Genomic DNA, 18254 nt, shown 5'->3' on the forward strand with positions numbered 1-18254 from the left:
CCTTTCATCCAGGAGACTCTTCATGCAATTTGCTCTCAAGTCAGTCGCTGCCTGTGCCATGTTGGTGAGCATGACCGCCGCCTTCGCCCAGAAGGGCGAGACGGTCAAGATCGCCTGGCTCGATCCGCTGTCGGGCCTGATGGCCGCGGTGGGAACGAACCAGCTCAAGACCACGCAGTTCCTGGCCGAGGAGTTCAACAAGAAGAACGCGTCGGGCGTGAAGTTCGAGATCATCGCCATCGACAACAAGCTGAGCCCGCAGGAAACCACCGCCGCGCTGCGCTCGGCGCAGGACCAGGGCGCGCGCTACATCACCCAGGGCAACGGCTCGGGCCCGGCGCTCGCGATCATCGACGCCATCGAGAAGAACAACGCGCGCAATCCGGGCAAGGAACTGCTCTACCTGAACTACGCGGCAGTCGACCCCGACCTCACCAACAGCAAGTGCAGCTATTGGCACTTCCGCCTGGACGCTGACACCTCCATGAAGATGGAGGCGCTCACCACCTGGATGAAGGATCAGACCGACATCAAGAAGGTCTACATCCTCGGGCAGAACTACGCGCACGGCGTGCAGGTGTCCAAGTACGCCAAGGAAGACCTGAAGGTCAAGCGCCCCGACATCCAGATCGTGGGCGACGACCTGCATCCGCTCGCCCAGGTGCGCGACTTCGCACCGTACATCGCCAAGATCAAGGCCTCGGGCGCGGACACGGTCATCACCGGCAACTGGGGCTCCGACCTGTCGCTGCTCATCAAGGCGGCGAACGACTCGGGGCTGGACGTCAAGTTCCTCACCTACTACGCGCCGGGCGCCGGCACGCCCACGGCCATGGGCGCCACCTCGGCCGGCAAGGTCTACACGGTGGCCTATGCCCACTACAACATGGGCGGCGAGATCCAGAAGCTGCTCGCCGGCTACAAGAAGAAGATGAACGACGACCTCACGCAGTCGTCGATCTATCACACGTTCGCGTTGCTCGATGCCGCTTTCGTGCAGACCAAGTCGACCGATCCGGTCAAGGTCGCGGCGGCGCTGGAGGGCATGAAGATCAAGAGCTTCAATGGCGAGGTCGAGATGCGCAAGGCCGACCACCAGTTGCAGCAGGGTCTCTACATCTCGCGCTGGGAGAAGGCGAGCGCCAAGTACCCCTACGACGCCGAGAACACCGGCTACACCAACGTCCCCGTGAAGTACTACGAGTCGTATGTGGCGAGCACGCCCACGACCTGCCAGATGAAGCGCCCCTAGGCGTCTTTGTGAACGCATTTCCTACTCAACGGTAGCAATGACCTACCGGTGGGTAGAAATTGGAGAAATGCGCTGTCGCCTGCGCGATAGAAACCGGCCTTCTCGGCCACCCCCTTACGGGCATTCCCTGAGGGGAGGGGCTGCGAACGCTTGTACGCTCGTGCAAGGCTTTTTGATTCGGTTTGACCAGGAGAAATAGATCGTGAAGTTCGCTCTGAAAATCGCTACCGCAGCCATCCTTGCCGCGAGTGCCACCGGTGCTCTGGCCCAGAAGGGTGAAACCGTCAAGATCGCATGGCTCGACCCGCTCTCGGGCCTGATGGCCGCGGTGGGCACGAACCAGCTCAAGACCTTCCAGTTCCTGGCCGAAGAATTCAACAAGAAGAATGTGGCCGGCGTGAAGTTCGAAGTCATCGGCATCGACAACAAGCTGAGCCCGCAGGAAACCACCAGCGCACTGCGCTCGGCCATGGACCAGGGCGCGCGCTACGTGGTGCAGGGCAACGGCTCGGGCCCCGCGCTCGCCATCATCGATGCGCTCGAAAAGCACAACGCCCGCAACCCGGGCAAGGAAGTGCTCTACATCAACTACGCGGCGGTCGATCCCGACCTCACCAACAGCAAGTGCAGCTACTGGCACTTCCGCCTCGATGCCGACACCTCGATGAAGATGGAAGCGCTGACCACCTTCATGAAGGACCAGACCGACATCAAGAAGGTCTACCTGATCAACCAGAACTATTCGCACGGCCAGCAGGTCTCCAAGTTCGCCAAGGACAACCTGAAGGCCAAGCGCCCTGACGTGGAAATCGTCGGCGATGACCTGCACCCGCTCGCCCAGGTGCGCGACTTCGCACCGTACATCGCCAAGATCAAGGCCTCGGGCGCCGACACGGTCATCACCGGCAACTGGGGTTCCGACCTGGCGCTCCTCATCAAGTCGGCCAACGACGCGGGCCTGAACGTCAAGTTCTACACCTACTACGCCGTGACCAACGGCACGCCGACCGCCATGGGCGCGGCCTCGGACGGCAAGGTCTACCAGGTGGGCTACAGCCACTACAACGCACCGGGCCCGGTGCAGCCGCTGATGAACGAGTTCAAGAAGAAGTTCAACGACGACCTGTACACCACCGACATCTACACGGTGTACGCGATGCTGAGCGAAGCCTTCGTGCGCACCAAGTCGACCGAGCCTGTGAAGGTCGCGGCCGCGATGGAAGGCATGAAGTTCAAGAGCTTCAACGGCGACGTCGAGATGCGCAAGGCCGACCACCAGCTGCAGCAAGGCCTGTGGATCACGCGCTGGCAGAAGGCCGACGCCAAGAACCCGTACAGCCCGGAAAACACCGGCTACACGCTGGCTCCGGTGAAGTACTACGAGCCCTACGTCTCGAGCACCCCGACGACGTGCCAGATGAAGCGACCCGGCGCCGCGGCTTCCTGACCGTCGCCTTCGCCTGACCGGTCGAGGCCCGACTTCAACACTCGGGCCTCTTTCTTTTTCACGCATCCGAAAGACCGATGAACGTCGAATTCTTCGTCATCTCGCTGCTCAACGGCGTCAGCTACGGCCTGCTGTTGTTCATGCTGAGCTCTGGCCTTACGCTGATCTTCAGCATGATGGGCGTGCTCAACTTCGCGCACGCCAGCTTCTACATGCTCGGCGCCTACATTGCGTACACGCTGTCGAACATCATCGGCTTCTGGCCGGCGTTGTTCATTGCGCCGCTGCTGGTGGGCCTGCTGGGCGCCGCGTTCGAGCGCTACAGCCTGCGCCGGGTCCACAAGTTCGGCCACGTGCCCGAACTGCTGGTGACCTTCGGCCTGTCGTACCTCATCCTCGAACTGGTGCAGCTGGCCTGGGGCCGCTCCACCGTGCCCTACGGCCTACCGACGCAACTGCAGGGCCCGCTGTTCTCGCTCTACGGCACGCAGTTTCCGAAGTCGCGCTCCTTCATCATGCTGGTGGCGGTGCTGATGCTCATCTCGGTGTGGCTGTTGCTCACGCGCACGCGCATCGGCCTGGTCATCCAGGCGGCGCTCAAGCACCCCGACATGGTCGAGGCGCTGGGCCACAACGTGCCGCGCGTGTTCATGCTGGTGTTCGGCGGCGGCGCTGCGCTCGCGGGTCTCGCGGGCGTGGTCGGCGGCAACACGTACGTTACCGAGCCCGCGATGGCGGCCTCGGTCGGCTCGATCATCTTCGTGGTGGTGGTGGTCGGCGGCATGGGATCGCTGGCCGGCGCGTTCCTCGCGTCGCTCCTGATCGGCATCATCCAGACCTTCGCGGTCGCCATGGACCAGTCGCTGGCCACGGGCCTGCGCGCCATCGGCATGACGGTGACCGACCAGACCTTCGGCTACGAGCTGCTCAAGCTCACGATCTCGCAGGTCGCGCCGATCCTGCCGTACCTGTTCCTGGTGCTGATCCTCATCTTCCGGCCCAAGGGTCTTCTTGGAACCCGGGAGGACTGACCCCATGACCACTGCAACCACACAGTACTACCGCTTCAAGCCCTGGAACATCGGGCGCTACCTGATCTGGACGCTGTTTGCCGTCGTGCTGATCATTTCGCCGCTGCTGTTCAAGAGCAGCCTGGCGCTCACGATGCTCTCGCAGATGGGCTATCTCATCATCATCTGCCTGAGCTACAACATCCTCCTGGGGCAGGGCGGCATGCTGAGCTTCGGCCATGCGGTGTACGTCGGCCTGGGCTCGTTCCTCGCGATCCATGCGATGAACATGGGCAGCAAGGGCGGCATGCAGATTCCGCTGGTGCTCATTCCGCTGGTGGGGGGCCTGGCCGGCATGTTCTTCGCAATCTTGCTGGGCTTCGTGACCACCAAGAAATCGGGCACTACCTTCGCGATGATCACCATGGGCATCGGCGAGCTGGTGGCCTCGATGGCGCTGATGTTCCCGAGCTTCTTCGGCGGCGAGGGTGGCATCACCACCGACCGCGTGTACGGCCCGACTTTCTTCGGCTTCAACTTCGGCTCGCAGATCCAGGTGTACTACCTGATCGCAGCGTACTGCTTCGTCTGCACCGCGCTCATGTATGCCTTCACCGGCACGCCGCTCGGCCGCATGCTGAACGCGGTGCGCGACAACCCGGAGCGGGTCGAATTCATCGGCTACAACACGCAGCGCGTGCGCTACTTCGCGTTCATCATCGCGGGCTTCTTCGCCGGCATCGGCGGCGGGCTGGCCTCGATCAACTTCGAGATCGTGAACGCGGCCGACAGCTTGAATGCCATCCGCTCGGGCGGCTACCTGCTGTTCACCTTCCTCGGTGGCGCGGTGTTCTTCTTCGGGCCGATCATCGGCGCGGTGCTGCTGGTGTTCGCATCGATCCTGCTGTCGGAGCTTTCGAAGGCCTGGCAGCTGTACTTCGGCCTGGTGTTCGTGTTCATGGTGATGTTCGCCCCCGGCGGCATCGCGAGCCTGATCATGATGAACCTGCGGGTCGCCAAGTTCGGCAAGTTCGACCGCTTCTGGTGGCTGTACCTTGCGCTCGCCGTGGCACTGGTTCCGGTTGTCGTCGGCGCGGCTGCACTCATCGAGATGATCTATCACATCCAGCTCAACGCGGCGATGGGCCCGACGCTGAACTTCTTCGGTGTGGCGCTCAATACCGCGGGTGTCGGCAGCTGGCTCGGCGCGGCGGTGATCCTGGCCATTGGCCTGGGCGCGCTGGAGGTGGCGCGACGCCGCTTCGTGCGCGTCTGGGGCCATGCGCAAGAAGAAATCGAAGCAGAAATCAAACGTCGGGAGGCGGCGTAAATGAGCGCGCAATACGCATTGGAATTGAAGGCGCTGCGCAAGAATTTCGGCAAGACCGAAATCATCCGCGGCGTGGACCTGGCGGTGAACGCCGGCGAACGCGTGGCCATCATCGGCCCGAACGGAGCGGGCAAGTCGACGCTGTTCAACCTGATCAGCGGCCGCCTCACGCCCACGAGCGGCGAGGTGCTGCTGAACGGCGAGCGCATCGACGGCAAGAAGCCTTACGAGATCAACCGGCTGGGGCTCTCGCGCAGCTTCCAGATCACCAACATCTTCCCGAAGCTGAGCGTGTTCGAGAACCTGCGCTGCGGCGTGCTGTGGAGCCTGGGCTACAAGTACACCTTCTTGCGCTTTCTCTCGAACCTGGACGACGCCAATGCACGCACCGAAGAGCTCATCAAGCAGATCGGCCTGGAGCGCAAGCGCGACGTGCATGCGGTGAACCTCACCTATGCCGAACAGCGCGCACTGGAAATCGGCGTGACGATCGCGGGCGGCTCGGGCGTGATCCTGCTGGACGAGCCCACGGCCGGCATGAGCAAGACCGAGACCTCGCACTTCATCTCGCTCATCAAGCAGGTGACGGTCGGCAAGACGCTGCTGACGGTGGAGCACGACATGGGCGTGGTCTTCGGCCTCGCCGACAAGATCGCGGTGGTGGTGTATGGCGAAGTGATCGCCTTCGACACGCCCGCCGCCGTTCGCGCGAATGCGCGGGTTCAGGAGGCGTATCTGGGTTCGTCGGTCGCCGACGCGCAAGGGGCGGGACACTGACATGCTGAAGCTTCACGACATCCACGCCTACTACGGCAAGAGCCATGTGCTGCATGGCGTTTCGTTCGACGTCGGTCCGGGCGAAATCGTCGCGCTGCTGGGCCGCAACGGCTCGGGCCGCTCGACCACCGCCAAGGCCATCATGGGCCTGGTGCATGCCGAGGGCACGCTGCGCTGGAAGGACCAGGACATCCTGCGCAAGAAGGCCTACGAGATCGCCCACCTGGGCATCGGCTACGTGCCCGAGAACCGCGACATCTTTCCCAAGCTCACGGTGCACCAGAACCTGCTCTTGGGGCAGAAGGGCACGGGCAAGGGCAGCCGCTGGCAGTTCGACGACATGTACAGCATGTTCCCGCGCCTGAAGGAACGCCAGCACACAGAAGCAGGCGTGCTCTCGGGCGGCGAGCAGCAGATGCTCACGCTGTGCCGCACGCTGATGGGCGACCCCGACCTGATCATCATCGACGAGCCCACCGAAGGCCTTGCGCCCAAGATCGTCGAGCTGGTGGGGCAGTACCTGCGCACGCTCAAGGACAAGGGCATCTCGGTGCTCCTGATCGAGCAGAAGCTCACCATCGCGATGCAGATCTCCGACCGCGCGCTCGTCATGGGCCACGGCAGCATCGTGTTCGACGGCACGCCCGACAGCCTTCGCGCGGATGCCACCACTCGCAAAGAGTGGCTGGAAGTTTGATACTTCGAGGGATCCGGGCAGCCTCCGGATTCCCCATGTCTCGACAGCGACTGCATGCCATTGTTGCGTCGCGACAAAAGCCTAGAATCTTCCGAAAAAGAACACTCGTGCTTTTTCTTCTTTTTCTTCACACACCAAGGAACGCAGCATGACGGCTGAATACAAAGTGCTCGGCGATGTCGCCGTGATCACACTGACCAACCCTCCGGTCAACGGTCTCGGTTTCTCGACCCGCATCGGCATCACCGATGGCCTGGCCAAGGCCAATGCCGATGACGCCGTCAAGGCCATCGTCATCACCGGCGCCGGCAAGGCGTTCTCCGGCGGTGCGGACATCAAGGAGTTCGGCACGCCCAAGGCGCTGCAAGAGCCCAACCTGCTGAGCGTGATCCTCACGCTCGAAGCCTCCCCCAAGCCCATCGTCGCAGCCATCCACTCCGTGTGCATGGGCGGCGGCCTCGAGCTGGCCCTGGGCTGCCACTACCGCGTGGCCGCTCCCGGCACCAGCGTGGCACTGCCCGAAGTGAAGCTGGGCCTCTTGCCCGGTGCCGGCGGCACGCAGCGCCTGCCGCGCGTGATCGGCGTGGAGACCGCGCTCAACATGATCGTGAGCGGCGAGCCCGTGAAGAGCGAACTGCTCGCGAGCCTGCCGGGCCAGAAGCTGTTCGACAAGCTCGCTGCTTCGGCCGAATCGGTGTTCGATGAAGCCGTGGCCTTCGCCAAGAGCGTGGCCGGCAAGACCGGTGAGGCGCTCCCGCTGGTGCGCAACCTGCCGTGCAAGCATCCGCAAGGCGATGCCTACTTCCAGTTCACCAAGAACATGGTCGGCGGCATGTCGAAGAACTACCCGGCGCCGCTCAAGTGCATCGACGCCGTGCAGGCCGCCACCAAGCTGAAGTTCGACGAAGGCATGGCCGAAGAGCGCCGTCTCTTCACCGCGCTGATGTTCACGCCCGAATCGCTGGCGCTGCGCCACCTGTTCATGGCCGAGCGTGCCGCCTCGAAGATTCCCGACGTGCCCGAAGACACGCCCAAGCGCGAGATCAAGGCCGTGGGCGTGATCGGCGCCGGCACCATGGGTGGCGGCATCTCGATGAACTTCCTGAACGCGGGCATCCCCGTCAAGATTCTCGAGATGAAGCAGGAGGCGCTCGACCGCGGCGTCGCCACCATCAAGAAAAACTACGAAGCCCAGGTCAAGAAGGGCAAGCTCAAGCAGGACAAGTACGAGCAGCGCATGGCGCTCCTGAGCACCACGCTGAGCTACGACGACCTGAAGGACGCCGACCTCATCATCGAGGCGGTGTTCGAAGAAATCGGCGTCAAGGAAAAGGTCTTCAAGGAACTCGACCGCGTGGCCAAGAAGGGCGCGATCCTGGCCTCCAACACCTCGACGCTGGACGTCGACAAGATCGCCTCGTTCACCGAGCGTCCGCAGGACGTGGTCGGCATGCACTTCTTCAGCCCGGCCAACGTGATGAAGCTGCTCGAAGTGGTGCGCGGCAAGGCCACCGCCAAGGACGTGCTCGCCACGGTCATGGCCATCGGCAAGAAGATCAAGAAGACCTCGGTGGTCTCGGGCGTGTGCGATGGCTTCATCGGCAACCGCATGATCGAGCAGTACTCGCGCCAGGCCGGCTTCCTGCTGGACGAAGGCGCGCTGCCGCAGCAGGTGGACAAGGCCATCGAGAAGTTCGGCTTCGCCATGGGCCCGTTCCGCATGGGCGACCTGGCCGGCAACGACATCGGCTGGGCGATCCGCAAGCGCCGCGCCACCGAGCGTGCCGACATGAAGTACAGCCGCACGGCCGACAAGCTCTGCGAACTGGGCCGCTTCGGCCAGAAGACCGGGGCAGGGTGGTACGACTATCAGGCCGGCAAGCGCGATGCGATTCCGTCTGAGCTGGTCAACAAGATGATCGAGGACCACCGCAAGGAACTGGGCATCACCCCGCGCAAGATTTCCGACGAAGAGATCGTGCAACGCCTGGTGTACGCCCTCGTCAACGAAGGCGCGCACATCCTGGAAGACGGCATTGCCTCGAAGTCCGGCGACATCGACATGGTGTACCTCACCGGCTACGGCTTCCCGATCTGGCGCGGCGGCCCGATGCACTACGCATCGCAAGTGGGCCTCTACAACGTGGCCGAATCGATGAAGCGCTTTGCGAAGAACCCGCGCGACGACGCCGAGTTCTGGCAGCCCGCACCGCTGATCCAGAAGCTGGTGGCCGAAGGCAAGTCCTTCAGCTGATCTGGAGTTCTGACCGCCCATGTTGAAACGCATCTTCCTCGGGCTGCTGCTGGCAATCGTCTTGCTGGTGGCCGCCGTGGCGGTCAAGACCTGGACCACGCCATCGCAACAACTGGCGGTGGCACCCGCACCGAAGCTGGACGTCGACCTGCAGGCAGCCGCCAAGCGGCTGTCCACGGCGATCACGTTCCGCACGGTGTCGGGCCTCGATGATCCGGCCGCCAACGCGGCCGAGTTCGACAAGCTGCACGCTTATCTCGAGCAGCAGTACCCCAAGGTCCACGCCACCCTCAAGAAGGAAGTAGTGGGCAACAAGGCGCTGCTCTACACATGGACCGGCACCGACCCGTCGGCCAAGCCGATCGCGCTGATGGCGCACCAGGACATGGTGCCCATCGCCCCCGGCACCGAAAAAGCCTGGACGGTCGACCCCTTCGCGGGCGAGATCAAGGACGGCTTCGTTTGGGGTCGCGGCACGCTCGACAACAAGAGCAATCTTTTCGCGCAGATGGAAGCCATCGAGCTGCTCATCGGCGCGGGCTTCAAGCCGAAGCAGACCGTCTACCTCGTGATGGGTGACGACGAAGAGGTGAGCGGCCTGCGCGGTGCGCTGCCCATTGCCGAGCTGCTCAAGTCACGCAATGTGCGCCTCGATTGGGTGCTCGACGAAGGCCTCCTGGTGCTCGACGGCGTGCTGCCCGGCCTCTCCAAGCCCGCGGCGCTGATCGGCCTGGCCGAGAAGGGCTATGGCACCTTCTTCCTCTCGCTCGACACGGCCCCCGGCCACTCGTCGATGCCGCCGCAGCACAGCGCCATCGGCAGTATGAGCGCGGCGCTCGCGCGGCTCGAGGCCAACCCGATGCCCGGCGGCATCCAGGGCGTGGCGGGCCAGATGTTCGGCGCGCTCGCACCGGAGATGAGCGGTGTGAACCGCGTGATGCTGTCCAACCTGTGGCTCACCGAGCCGCTGGTGCGCGGCCAGCTCGAGAAGAGCCCGAGCAGCAACGCCATGCTGCGCACGACCACCGCGCTCACCATCGTGCGCGCCGGCAACAAGGACAACGTGCTGCCCGGCCGTGCCGAGGCGGCGGTCAACTTCCGCATCCTGCCGGGCGACACCATCGCGAGCGTCGAGGCGCACCTGCGCAAGACGCTCGCCAACGACGACATCAAGATCAAGCAGTACCCGGGCAACTCCGAGCCGTCGCCCGTGTCGCCGACCGACAGCACGGGCTACCGCGCGATCCAGCAGGCCGTGCGCCAGACCTTCCCCGACGCCGTCGTGGCCCCGGGCCTGATGACGGCAGCCACCGACTCGCGCCACTTCAGCATCGTGAGCGATGCCGTCTTTCGCTTCTCGCCGTTCCGCGTGAAGGGCGAGGACCTCGCGCGCTTCCACGGCAACAACGAACGCCTGGCCATCTCCAACTACGGCGAGATGATCGGCTTCTATCACCAGCTCCTGAGCAACAGCAATGCTGCTCCGGCGCAATGACGACCTCTCCCTCTTTTCCCTTCCATCTTCAAAGGACCTCACCATGACCAGCGCCGTCATTGTTTCCACCGCCCGCACGCCGCTCGCGAAGAGCTGGAAGGGTGCCTTCAACATGACGCACGGTGCCACGCTCGGCGGTCACGCCGTTCAGCACGCCATCTCGCGCGCCGGCATCGAAGCCGCCGAGGTCGATGACGTCATCATGGGTTGCGCCACGCCCGAAGGCGCCACCGGCTCCAACATCGCACGCCAGATCGCGCTGCGCGCCGGCTGCCCCGTCACCACCTCGGGCATGACGATCAACCGCTTCTGCTCCTCGGGCCTGCAGACCATCGCCACCGCCGCGCAACGCATCATCGCGGGCGAAGGCGACGTGTACGTGGCCGGCGGCGTCGAGAGCATCTCGTGCGTGCAGAACGAAGCCAACAAGCACATGCTGGCCGACCCGTGGCTCGTGAAGCACAAGCCAGAGATCTACTGGAACATGCTGCAGACGGCCGAACAGGTCGCCAAGCGCTACAACATCGGCCGCGACGCGATGGACGAATACGGCGCAGCCAGCCAGCAGAAGGCCACTGCCGCACTCGAGGCCGGACGCTTCAAGGACGAAATCGCACCGATCACCGTGCTGGCCGGCGTGGCCGACCCGGTGATGGGCCTGCGCACCAAGGAAGTGACGATCGAGAACGACGAAGGCATCCGCGCCGGCACCACCAAGGAAGGCATCAGCGGCATCCGCTCGGCCATTCCCGGCGGGCTGATCTCGGCCGGCAATGCCAGCCAGTTCTCCGATGGCGGCGGCGCCTGCGTGGTGGTCGACGAGAAGTACGCGCAACAGAAGGGCCTGAAGCCGCTCGGCCGTTTCCTCGGCTTTGCCGTGGCCGGTTGCGAGCCCGACGAAATGGGCATCGGCCCGGTCTTCGCTATTCCGAAGGTGCTCAAGCGCCTGGGCCTCACGGTCAACGACATCGACCTGTGGGAGCTGAACGAAGCCTTCGCGGTGCAGGTGATCTACTGCCGCGACAAGCTCGGCATTCCGGGCGACCGCCTGAACGTGGACGGCGGCGCCATCGCCGTGGGCCACCCCTACGGCGTGAGCGGCCAGCGCCTGACGGGCCACGCGCTCATCGAAGGCAAGCGCCGCGGCGCCAAGAAGGTGCTGGTCACGATGTGCATCGGCGGCGGCATGGGTGCCGCGGGCGTCTTCGAGGTCTTGTAATCATGTCGGGCGGCGACACTCAGGTCTCGCCCGAAGCCTTCCTGGCGATGGGGCGGGGCGTCTTGGCCTCGCAGCCCTTCAGCGTGCTGATCGGTGCAGAAATGCATGCACTGTCGCCAGGAAATGTCGACCTCCAGCTGCCGCTGACCGCGCAGCTCAAGCAGCAGAACGGCTTCGCCCACGGCGGCATCGTGAGCTACATGGCCGACAACGCGCTGACCTTCGCCGGCGGCACCGCATTGCGCGTGCCGGTGGTGACCTCCGAATTCAAGATCAATTACGTGCGGCCGGCCGTCGGCGATCGCCTGATCGCGCGCGCCAAGGCTGTGCACACCGGCAGTTCGCAAGCCGTCTGCACCTGCGAGATCTTCGCAGTGACCGGCGGCGTGGAGAAGCTTTGCGCATTGGCGCAGGGCACCATCGCGAAACTGCCCGACTCGTCGAAGAAGTAGCAAGAAGAGACACCCCATGAGCCTGCGTCCCACCCTCGATTTCCTGCTCTACGACTGGCTCGATGCCGAGTCGCTCAACCAGAGCGAGCGCTTCGCCGACCACTCGCGCGAGACCTTCGATGCGGTGCTCGACACCTGCGAGCGCATCGCGCGCGAGAAGTACGCGCCGTTCAACCGCACGGTCGATACGCAGGAGCCGCATTTCGACGGCGAGAAGGTCATCCTGCCAAAGGCCACGCACGACGCGCACAAGGCCTTCGTCGAGTCGGGAATGATGAGCGCGGCGCAGGACTACGACATCGGCGGCATGCAGCTGCCCTACACGCTGTCGGCCGCGGCCAACAGCTTCTTCGCGATGGCCTCGGTGAGCATCGGCTCCAACATGCTCACCAGCGGCAACGCCAACCTGCTGATGGTGCACGGCACCGACATGCAGAAAGAGGTGTTCGCGAAGAACGAGTTCGCGGGTCGCTGGGCGGGCACCATGTGCCTGTCGGAGCCGCAGGCCGGCTCGTCGCTCAGCGACGTGGCCACGCGCGCGGTGCCCGACGGCGCGGACTACCAGAACGATCCGCTGGGCCCGCGCTACCGGCTCACCGGCAACAAGATGTGGATCTCGTCGGGCGACCACGAGCTGACCGAAAACATCGTGCACATCGTGCTTGCCAAGATTCCCGACGAGAACGGCAAGCTGGTGCCGGGCACGCGCGGCATCTCTCTGTTCATCGTGCCCAAGCGCATGGTGAACACGAAGGGCGAGCTGACCGGCGAGCGCAACGACGTGGCACTCGCGGGCCTGAACCACAAGCTGGGCTGGCGCGGCACGACCAACACGCTGCTGAACTTCGGCGAGGGCAAGTACCCGGTCGACGGCAAGGCCGGCGCCGTGGGCTATCTCGTCGGCGCGCCCGGCAAGGGCCTGCACTGCATGTTCCACATGATGAACGAGGCCCGCATCGGCGTCGGCACGGCCGCGACCATGCTCGGCATGGCGGGTTACTACGCTTCGCTGGATTACGCGAAGAGTCGCCCGCAGGGCCGCCTTGTGAAGAAGCCCGAGGCGGGTGCGGGCAGCCAGGTGGCGAAGGACTCCGCGAGCCCGCAGGTCCGCATCATCGAACACGCCGACGTGCGCCGCATGCTGCTCGCGCAGAAGGCGTACTGCGAAGGCGCGCTGGCGCTGGAGCTGTACTGCGCCCGGCTGGTCGACACGCAGAAGACCGGCGACGCGCAGGCCGCCGACGACGCACGCCTGCTGCTCGAAGTGCTCACGCCCATCGCCAAGAGCTGGCCGAGCGAGTGGTGCCTGGAAGCCAATTCGCTGGCGATCCAGGTGCATGGCGGCTACGGCTACACGCGCGACTTTCCGGTGGAGCAGTACTGGCGCGACAACCGCCTGAACATGATCCACGAGGGCACGCACGGCATCCAGGCGGCTGACCTACTGGGCCGCAAGGTGCTGATGGAAAAGGGCCGCGGCCTGCAACTCCTGGCCGGCCGCATCACCGAGACCATCGGCCGCACGGCCAAGGTGCCCGCGCTCGCGGCGCATGCCAAGGCGCTGGGCGCGGCGCTGCAGCGCATTGGCAGCGCCACCGAGGCCGCCTGGTCCACCGGCGACCCGGCCGACGCGCTGGCCAACGCCGTGCCGTACATGCAGGCCTTCGGCCACACGGTGCTGGCCTGGCTCTGGCTGGACGTGGCGCGGCGGGCGCTCGAAATCGACGCGGACAAGGCGAGGGCGGTAACAGCTGGCAAGATCGGCGCCACGGACTATTTCTTCCACTACGAGCTGCCGAAAATCGGCGCCTGGCTCAATGTGGTCGAGAGCCGCGACCCCACCTGTACCGCTTTGCCCGAGGACGCTTTCTGACAATGGCCAACGCCGCCCCCAACAACCCAACCCCCGTCAAACCCCCGAAGCCGCACGCCCGGCTCGAGAAGTGGATCTGGATCCTGATCTATGGTGGCCTGTTCCTGGTGATCCTGGGCATCGCCACGGGCCGCACCGACGCCGCGCTCGGCTGGTCGATGGCCGCGCCGGGCGGCGTGGTCGCACTGGTGGGCGTCGTGCTCATCTACGTGCGCTCGCGCCTGAACGACAAGAAATAGGCAGGGAAGAAGGCCAAACCATGCTCAAGCACATCGTGATGTGGAAGTTCAAGGAGCACGCCGAGGGCGCCGACAAGGCGACCAACCTGCTGAAGGCCAAGGCGCTGCTCGACGCGTGTGCGAAGCTTTCTCCCGGCACCCATCGTTTCGAGGTGGCCATTGCCCAGCCCGGGCTCGAGGCCACCTACGACCTGGTGCTGTATTCGGAATTCACCGATGCGGCCGCGCTCGCGGCCTATGCGGACCATCCGCAGCACGTGGCGCTCAAGCCCTTCATCGGTGCCGTGCGCGAGGCGCGGCAGTGCATGGACTATGAAGTCTGAACCCCGCGCGCCCGACGCGAAGGCCTCACCGGCCGACCGGCGGGCGTTCGGCCGCGCACAGCGCACGCGCTGCGCGCTCGACCAGTGGGCGGAGTCGCCCAAGCCCGACGCGAAAGACCGCAATCCGCTCGGCTGGCTGAAGGCGTCCAACCGCGGCCGCGTGCCCGAGCTGGTGCCGGTGCGCCATGGCCGCATGCTGGTCAGCCCCTTCACCTTCTATCGCGGCGCCGCCAGCCTGATGGCGAACGACCTGGCGAAGCTGCCGCACAGCGGCATCGCCACGCAGCTGTGCGGTGATGCGCACCTGGCGAACTTCGGCTTCTTCGCCAGCCCCGAGCGCTCGCTGGTCTTCGACATCAACGATTTCGACGAGACCCTGCAAGGCCCGTTCGACTGGGACGTGCGCCGGCTGGCCACTTCGTTCGTGGTGGCCGCACGCGATCGCAAGTTCAAGCCGCGCGTCGGGCGCGACGCGGTCCGGCAACTGGCTGAGGCGTATCGCGATCGCATGCGCCGCTTCGCGCAGATGGACACGCTGGACGCTTGGTACGCGCGCCTGACTTCGCAGACGCTGCTCAAGCTCGGCGCACAGGACGCGACCGAACTCGCGGTCATCAAGAAGGCCCGCCGCAGCACCTCGCGCGTGTTCGCCGCAGGTGCCACCGAGATCGTCGACGGCCGCCTGATGATGCGCGAGCAGCCGCCGTTCGTGTACCACGACGCCAAGGCGACTGCGCGCGAGATCCGCCGCTTCCGCGCGGGCTTGCCGGCCTTCCTCGCGCAATACCGCGCGAGCCTGCCGCCGGAGCGCCAGAGGTTGTTCGACCGCTACGAGCTGCACGACGTCACCGTGCTCACGCCCGGCGTCGGCTCGGTGGGGCGGCGCTGCTTCCTGTTGCTGCTGGTGGCCGATGGCGTCCATCCGCTGTTCCTGCAATGCAAGGAAGCCTGCGACTCGGTGCTTGAACCGCATCTGGAGCCATCCGAGCAGGGCTCGCCGGGCCAGCGCGTGGTGCAGGGGCAGAAGCTGGCGCAGGCCGCCAGCGACGTGTTCCTGGGCTGGGCCGAGGCGCAGGGCGGGCGCGGCTTCTACGTGCGGCAACTGCGCGACATGAAGGCCTCGTACAAGCTCGAAGACTTCAAGCCGGTCGACCTGCTCGAGTTCGCCGAAGCCTGCAGCTACAGCCTGGCGCGCGCGCATGCCAAGGGCGGCGACGCCTGGGCCATCGACGGCTATCTCGGCCGTTCCAAGACCTTCAACACCGCACTCGCCGATTTCGCGGAGGCCTACGCCGACGTCAATCTGGCCGACTGGCGCCAGCTGAAAAAGGCGGTGGCCGCAGGCAAGGTCGCAGCCGTCGATTTGTCCGAAGCCGCTTCGTAGCATCGGCGCGAGCCTTCGATTTCTTCCTTCTTCACACCGACTCCGGAGACACAGACATGACGCCACGCACCACCCAACAGCTCTTCGACCTGAAGGGCAAGACTGCCCTTATCACCGGCGGCTCGCGCGGCCTGGGCCTGCAGATGGCCCATGCGCTCGGCGAGGCCGGCGCGAAGATCATGCTGAGTTCCCGCAAGGCCGACGACCTGGAGCAGGCCGCCGCCGAGCTGCAGGCTGCCGGCATCGACGCGCGCTGGATCGCCGCCGACTGTTCGAAAGAAGAAGACACCCGCCGCCTGGCCGACGAAACGCTGCAGCGCATGGGCGCGGTCGACATCCTGATTAACAACGCCGGCGCCAGCTGGGGTTCACCCGCCGAGAGCCACCCGGTCGAGGCTTGGGACAAGGTGATGAACCTGAACGTGCGCGGCTATTTCATCCTGTCGCAGCAGATCGCCAACGGCTACATGATCCCGAAGAAGACGGGCCGCATCATCAACATCGCCTCGATCGCGGGCCTCAACGGCAACCCGCCCGAGATGCAGACGCTGGCCTACAACACTTCGAAGACGGCAGTGATCGGTTTCACCCGCACGCTGGCCGCCGAGTGGGGCAAATACGGCATCACGGTGAACGCGATCTGCCCGGGCTTCTTCATGACGAAGATGGCGGCGGGCCTGATCAAGTCGCTGGGCGAAGAGAAGATGGCTGCGCAGGCGCCGCTCGGCCGCCTGGGCGACGACGAAGACCTCAAGGGCCTGACGCTGCTGTACGCGAGCGATGCCGGCAAGCACATCACCGGCCAGTGGCTGGCGGTGGACGGCGGCGTGAGCGTGGTCCTCGGCGCAGCATGAGTTCTCCCCCAGGCTGCGCGCACTTCGTGTCGCTACGCCAACCCCCTCGCCGGGGGCGACACCTGCGGCCCGGCAAAGCCGGTTCCGCGGTGTCTCACGATTGGAATCCATGACCACTGAAACCCCGCCTTCTACCGACATCAACATCCGCTCGTACACGAGCCAGATTCCGTTCGCGCGCCACCTGGGCTTCGAGCTCACGAAGTTCGAGGGCGGCGAGTCCGAGATCATCTACACGGCCAAGCCCGAGCACCTGAACACCTTCGATGTGACGCATGGCGGCGCCTGCATGACGCTGCTGGACATCACCATGGCGGCAGCCGCGCGCAGCGTGGCGCCCGAGACGGGCGTGGTCACCATCGAGATGAAGACCAGCTTCATGCAGCCTTCGGTCGGACCGCTGCATGCGCGCGGCACGCTGATCCATCGCACCGCGACGCTGGCGTTCACCGAAGCCAAGATCTACGACGAGCAGGAGCGCGTGTGCGCCCATGCCACCGGCACCTTCAAGTATGTGAAGCGCCGCCTGCCGACTGGTCCGGCCAGCGCGAACGAGATGCGGCCGCCTTCGACCGACTGAACGAATTTCCAGGAGACACACATGCCCACGAACAAGCAGATCCATCTCGACAATCGCCCCGATGGCGAAGCCGTTGCCAGCAACTTCAAGCTGGTGACCGTCGAGACCCCCGCGCTCGCCGACAACCAGGTGCTGGTGCGCCACCACTACATGAGCCTGGACCCGTACATGCGCGGGCGCATGAACGACTCGAAGAGCTACACCGCCAACCAGCCCGTGGGCCAGGTGTTCCAGGGCGGCACCGTGGGCGAAGTGATCGAGAGCAAGCACCCGAAGTACGCCGTCGGCGACAAGGTGGTCGGCTTCGGAGGCTGGCAGGAATACAGCGTGGTCGATGCCTCGCAACCCGGCTCGCTGAAGAAGGTCGACACCACGCATGTGCCGCTGTCGCACTACCTCGGCGCGGTCGGCATGCCGGGCGTGACCGCGTGGTATGGCCTGGTGAAGATCATTGCGCCCAAGGCTGGCGAAACCGTGGTCATCACGGCCGCGAGCGGTGCGGTCGGCAGTGCCTTCGGTGCATTGGCCAAGGCGCGCGGCCTGCGTGTGGTCGGTATTGCCGGCGGCCCGGACAAGTGCAAGTACGTGACCGACGAACTGGGCTTCGACGCCTGCATCGACTACCGCCAGCACCCCGACGTCAAGAGCATGAGCACGGCGCTGAAAGAGGCTTGCCCGGACGGCATCGACGGTTACTTCGAGAACGTCGGCGGCTACATCTTCGATGCGGTGCTTCTGCGCTGCAACGCCTTCGCCCGCGTGGCGCTGTGCGGAATGATCGCGGGCTACGATGGTGCGCCGCTGCCGCTGGCGAATCCCGCATTGATCCTCATCAACCGGCTGAAGATCGAAGGCTTCATCGTCAGCGAGCACATGGAAGTGTGGCCAGAGGCGCTGACCGAACTCGGCACGCTGGTGGGCACGGGCAAGCTCAAGCCGCGCGAGTCGGTTGCACAAGGTATCGAATCTGCCCCCGAGGCCTTCCTGGGTTTGCTGAAGGGCAAGAATTTCGGCAAGCAGCTCGTCAAGCTGATCTGAATGCACTGAACGCACGGCAAGGAGGCCGGT

The 18254-nt window shown here is 65.0% G+C and carries 17 protein-coding genes; all 17 read left to right on the forward strand.

Annotated features, from left to right (window positions below; genetic code table 11):
- Positions 1-22 precede the first annotated feature (22 nt).
- The gene (locus ACSFA7_RS06130) at positions 23-1252 is read left to right on the forward strand and encodes a branched-chain amino acid ABC transporter substrate-binding protein (RefSeq protein WP_435498536.1); all 1230 of its coding nucleotides are present in this window, start codon (positions 23-25) and stop codon (positions 1250-1252) included.
- Between the two features lie 202 nt (positions 1253-1454).
- Positions 1455-2699 carry a branched-chain amino acid ABC transporter substrate-binding protein gene (locus ACSFA7_RS06135; RefSeq protein WP_435498537.1) on the forward strand — a complete coding sequence of 415 codons (1245 nt, stop codon included), beginning with the start codon at positions 1455-1457 and terminating at the stop codon, positions 2697-2699.
- A gap of 77 nt (positions 2700-2776) precedes the next feature.
- On the forward strand, positions 2777-3730 hold the full coding sequence (locus tag ACSFA7_RS06140; RefSeq protein ID WP_176657545.1) for a branched-chain amino acid ABC transporter permease: 954 nt from the start codon (positions 2777-2779) through the stop codon (positions 3728-3730).
- A 4-nt stretch (positions 3731-3734) separates the two neighbouring features.
- The gene (locus ACSFA7_RS06145) at positions 3735-5039 is read left to right on the forward strand and encodes a branched-chain amino acid ABC transporter permease (RefSeq protein ID WP_435498538.1); all 1305 of its coding nucleotides are present in this window, start codon (positions 3735-3737) and stop codon (positions 5037-5039) included.
- Positions 5040-5816 carry an ABC transporter ATP-binding protein gene (locus ACSFA7_RS06150; RefSeq protein ID WP_206179137.1) on the forward strand — a complete coding sequence of 259 codons (777 nt, stop codon included), beginning with the start codon at positions 5040-5042 and terminating at the stop codon, positions 5814-5816.
- Position 5817: 1 nt separating this feature from the next.
- A complete protein-coding gene (locus tag ACSFA7_RS06155; protein WP_435498539.1) occupies positions 5818-6513 on the forward strand; it encodes an ABC transporter ATP-binding protein in 696 nt (231 codons plus the stop codon).
- Positions 6514-6661: 148 nt separating this feature from the next.
- Positions 6662-8767: a 3-hydroxyacyl-CoA dehydrogenase NAD-binding domain-containing protein gene (locus ACSFA7_RS06160; protein ID WP_435498540.1), complete on the forward strand. Its 2106-nt coding sequence runs from the start codon at positions 6662-6664 to the stop codon at positions 8765-8767.
- 19 nt (positions 8768-8786) lie between these two features.
- Positions 8787-10262 (forward strand): M20 family peptidase, encoded by a 1476-nt coding sequence (locus ACSFA7_RS06165; RefSeq protein WP_435498541.1) that lies wholly within the window; start codon positions 8787-8789, stop codon positions 10260-10262.
- Positions 10263-10305: 43 nt separating this feature from the next.
- Positions 10306-11481: an acetyl-CoA C-acyltransferase gene (locus ACSFA7_RS06170; protein ID WP_042581644.1), complete on the forward strand. Its 1176-nt coding sequence runs from the start codon at positions 10306-10308 to the stop codon at positions 11479-11481.
- 2 nt (positions 11482-11483) lie between these two features.
- Positions 11484-11933, forward strand: coding sequence for a PaaI family thioesterase (locus tag ACSFA7_RS06175; protein WP_435498542.1), 450 nt, complete (start codon positions 11484-11486; stop codon positions 11931-11933).
- 16 nt (positions 11934-11949) lie between these two features.
- Positions 11950-13806, forward strand: coding sequence for an acyl-CoA dehydrogenase (locus tag ACSFA7_RS06180; protein ID WP_435498543.1), 1857 nt, complete (start codon positions 11950-11952; stop codon positions 13804-13806).
- Between the two features lie 2 nt (positions 13807-13808).
- Complete coding sequence (locus ACSFA7_RS06185) at positions 13809-14045, forward strand: hypothetical protein (protein WP_435498544.1); 237 nt, start codon at positions 13809-13811, stop codon at positions 14043-14045.
- Positions 14046-14065: 20 nt separating this feature from the next.
- Entirely contained in the window at positions 14066-14368 is a 303-nt protein-coding gene (locus ACSFA7_RS06190) for a Dabb family protein (protein ID WP_257859731.1), read from the forward strand.
- Entirely contained in the window at positions 14358-15752 is a 1395-nt protein-coding gene (locus ACSFA7_RS06195) for a DUF2252 domain-containing protein (RefSeq protein WP_435498545.1), read from the forward strand. Before ACSFA7_RS06190 ends, ACSFA7_RS06195 begins: the two co-directional genes overlap by 11 nt.
- Positions 15753-15808: 56 nt before the next feature.
- On the forward strand, positions 15809-16606 hold the full coding sequence (locus ACSFA7_RS06200) for an SDR family oxidoreductase (RefSeq protein WP_435498546.1): 798 nt from the start codon (positions 15809-15811) through the stop codon (positions 16604-16606).
- Positions 16607-16715: 109 nt separating this feature from the next.
- Complete coding sequence (locus ACSFA7_RS06205) at positions 16716-17186, forward strand: PaaI family thioesterase (protein ID WP_435498547.1); 471 nt, start codon at positions 16716-16718, stop codon at positions 17184-17186.
- A 21-nt stretch (positions 17187-17207) separates the two neighbouring features.
- Positions 17208-18224, forward strand: a complete 1017-nt coding sequence (locus ACSFA7_RS06210) for an NADP-dependent oxidoreductase (RefSeq protein ID WP_435498548.1) — start codon at positions 17208-17210, stop codon at positions 18222-18224.
- The last annotated feature ends 30 nt before the right edge of the window (positions 18225-18254 follow it).

Source organism: Variovorax trehalosi (assembly GCF_051216415.1).
Taxonomy (GTDB): Bacteria; Pseudomonadota; Gammaproteobacteria; order Burkholderiales; family Burkholderiaceae_C; genus Variovorax.

What these genes read in the sequence shown, in the direction of transcription:
- ACSFA7_RS06200 (WP_435498546.1), top strand. Translation starts at nt 15,809, where the DNA reads ATGACGCCACGCACCACCCAACAGCTCTTCGACCTGAAGGGCAAGACT.
- ACSFA7_RS06190 (WP_257859731.1), top strand. Translation starts at nt 14,066, where the DNA reads ATGCTCAAGCACATCGTGATGTGGAAGTTCAAGGAGCACGCCGAGGGC.
- ACSFA7_RS06160 (WP_435498540.1), top strand. Translation starts at nt 6,662, where the DNA reads ATGACGGCTGAATACAAAGTGCTCGGCGATGTCGCCGTGATCACACTG.
- ACSFA7_RS06165 (WP_435498541.1), top strand. Translation starts at nt 8,787, where the DNA reads ATGTTGAAACGCATCTTCCTCGGGCTGCTGCTGGCAATCGTCTTGCTG.
- ACSFA7_RS06130 (WP_435498536.1), top strand. Translation starts at nt 23, where the DNA reads ATGCAATTTGCTCTCAAGTCAGTCGCTGCCTGTGCCATGTTGGTGAGC.
- ACSFA7_RS06205 (WP_435498547.1), top strand. Translation starts at nt 16,716, where the DNA reads ATGACCACTGAAACCCCGCCTTCTACCGACATCAACATCCGCTCGTAC.
- ACSFA7_RS06155 (WP_435498539.1), top strand. Translation starts at nt 5,818, where the DNA reads ATGCTGAAGCTTCACGACATCCACGCCTACTACGGCAAGAGCCATGTG.
- ACSFA7_RS06185 (WP_435498544.1), top strand. Translation starts at nt 13,809, where the DNA reads ATGGCCAACGCCGCCCCCAACAACCCAACCCCCGTCAAACCCCCGAAG.
- ACSFA7_RS06150 (WP_206179137.1), top strand. Translation starts at nt 5,040, where the DNA reads ATGAGCGCGCAATACGCATTGGAATTGAAGGCGCTGCGCAAGAATTTC.
- ACSFA7_RS06175 (WP_435498542.1), top strand. Translation starts at nt 11,484, where the DNA reads ATGTCGGGCGGCGACACTCAGGTCTCGCCCGAAGCCTTCCTGGCGATG.
- ACSFA7_RS06140 (WP_176657545.1), top strand. Translation starts at nt 2,777, where the DNA reads ATGAACGTCGAATTCTTCGTCATCTCGCTGCTCAACGGCGTCAGCTAC.
- ACSFA7_RS06195 (WP_435498545.1), top strand. Translation starts at nt 14,358, where the DNA reads ATGAAGTCTGAACCCCGCGCGCCCGACGCGAAGGCCTCACCGGCCGAC.
- ACSFA7_RS06145 (WP_435498538.1), top strand. Translation starts at nt 3,735, where the DNA reads ATGACCACTGCAACCACACAGTACTACCGCTTCAAGCCCTGGAACATC.
- ACSFA7_RS06170 (WP_042581644.1), top strand. Translation starts at nt 10,306, where the DNA reads ATGACCAGCGCCGTCATTGTTTCCACCGCCCGCACGCCGCTCGCGAAG.
- ACSFA7_RS06210 (WP_435498548.1), top strand. Translation starts at nt 17,208, where the DNA reads ATGCCCACGAACAAGCAGATCCATCTCGACAATCGCCCCGATGGCGAA.
- ACSFA7_RS06180 (WP_435498543.1), top strand. Translation starts at nt 11,950, where the DNA reads ATGAGCCTGCGTCCCACCCTCGATTTCCTGCTCTACGACTGGCTCGAT.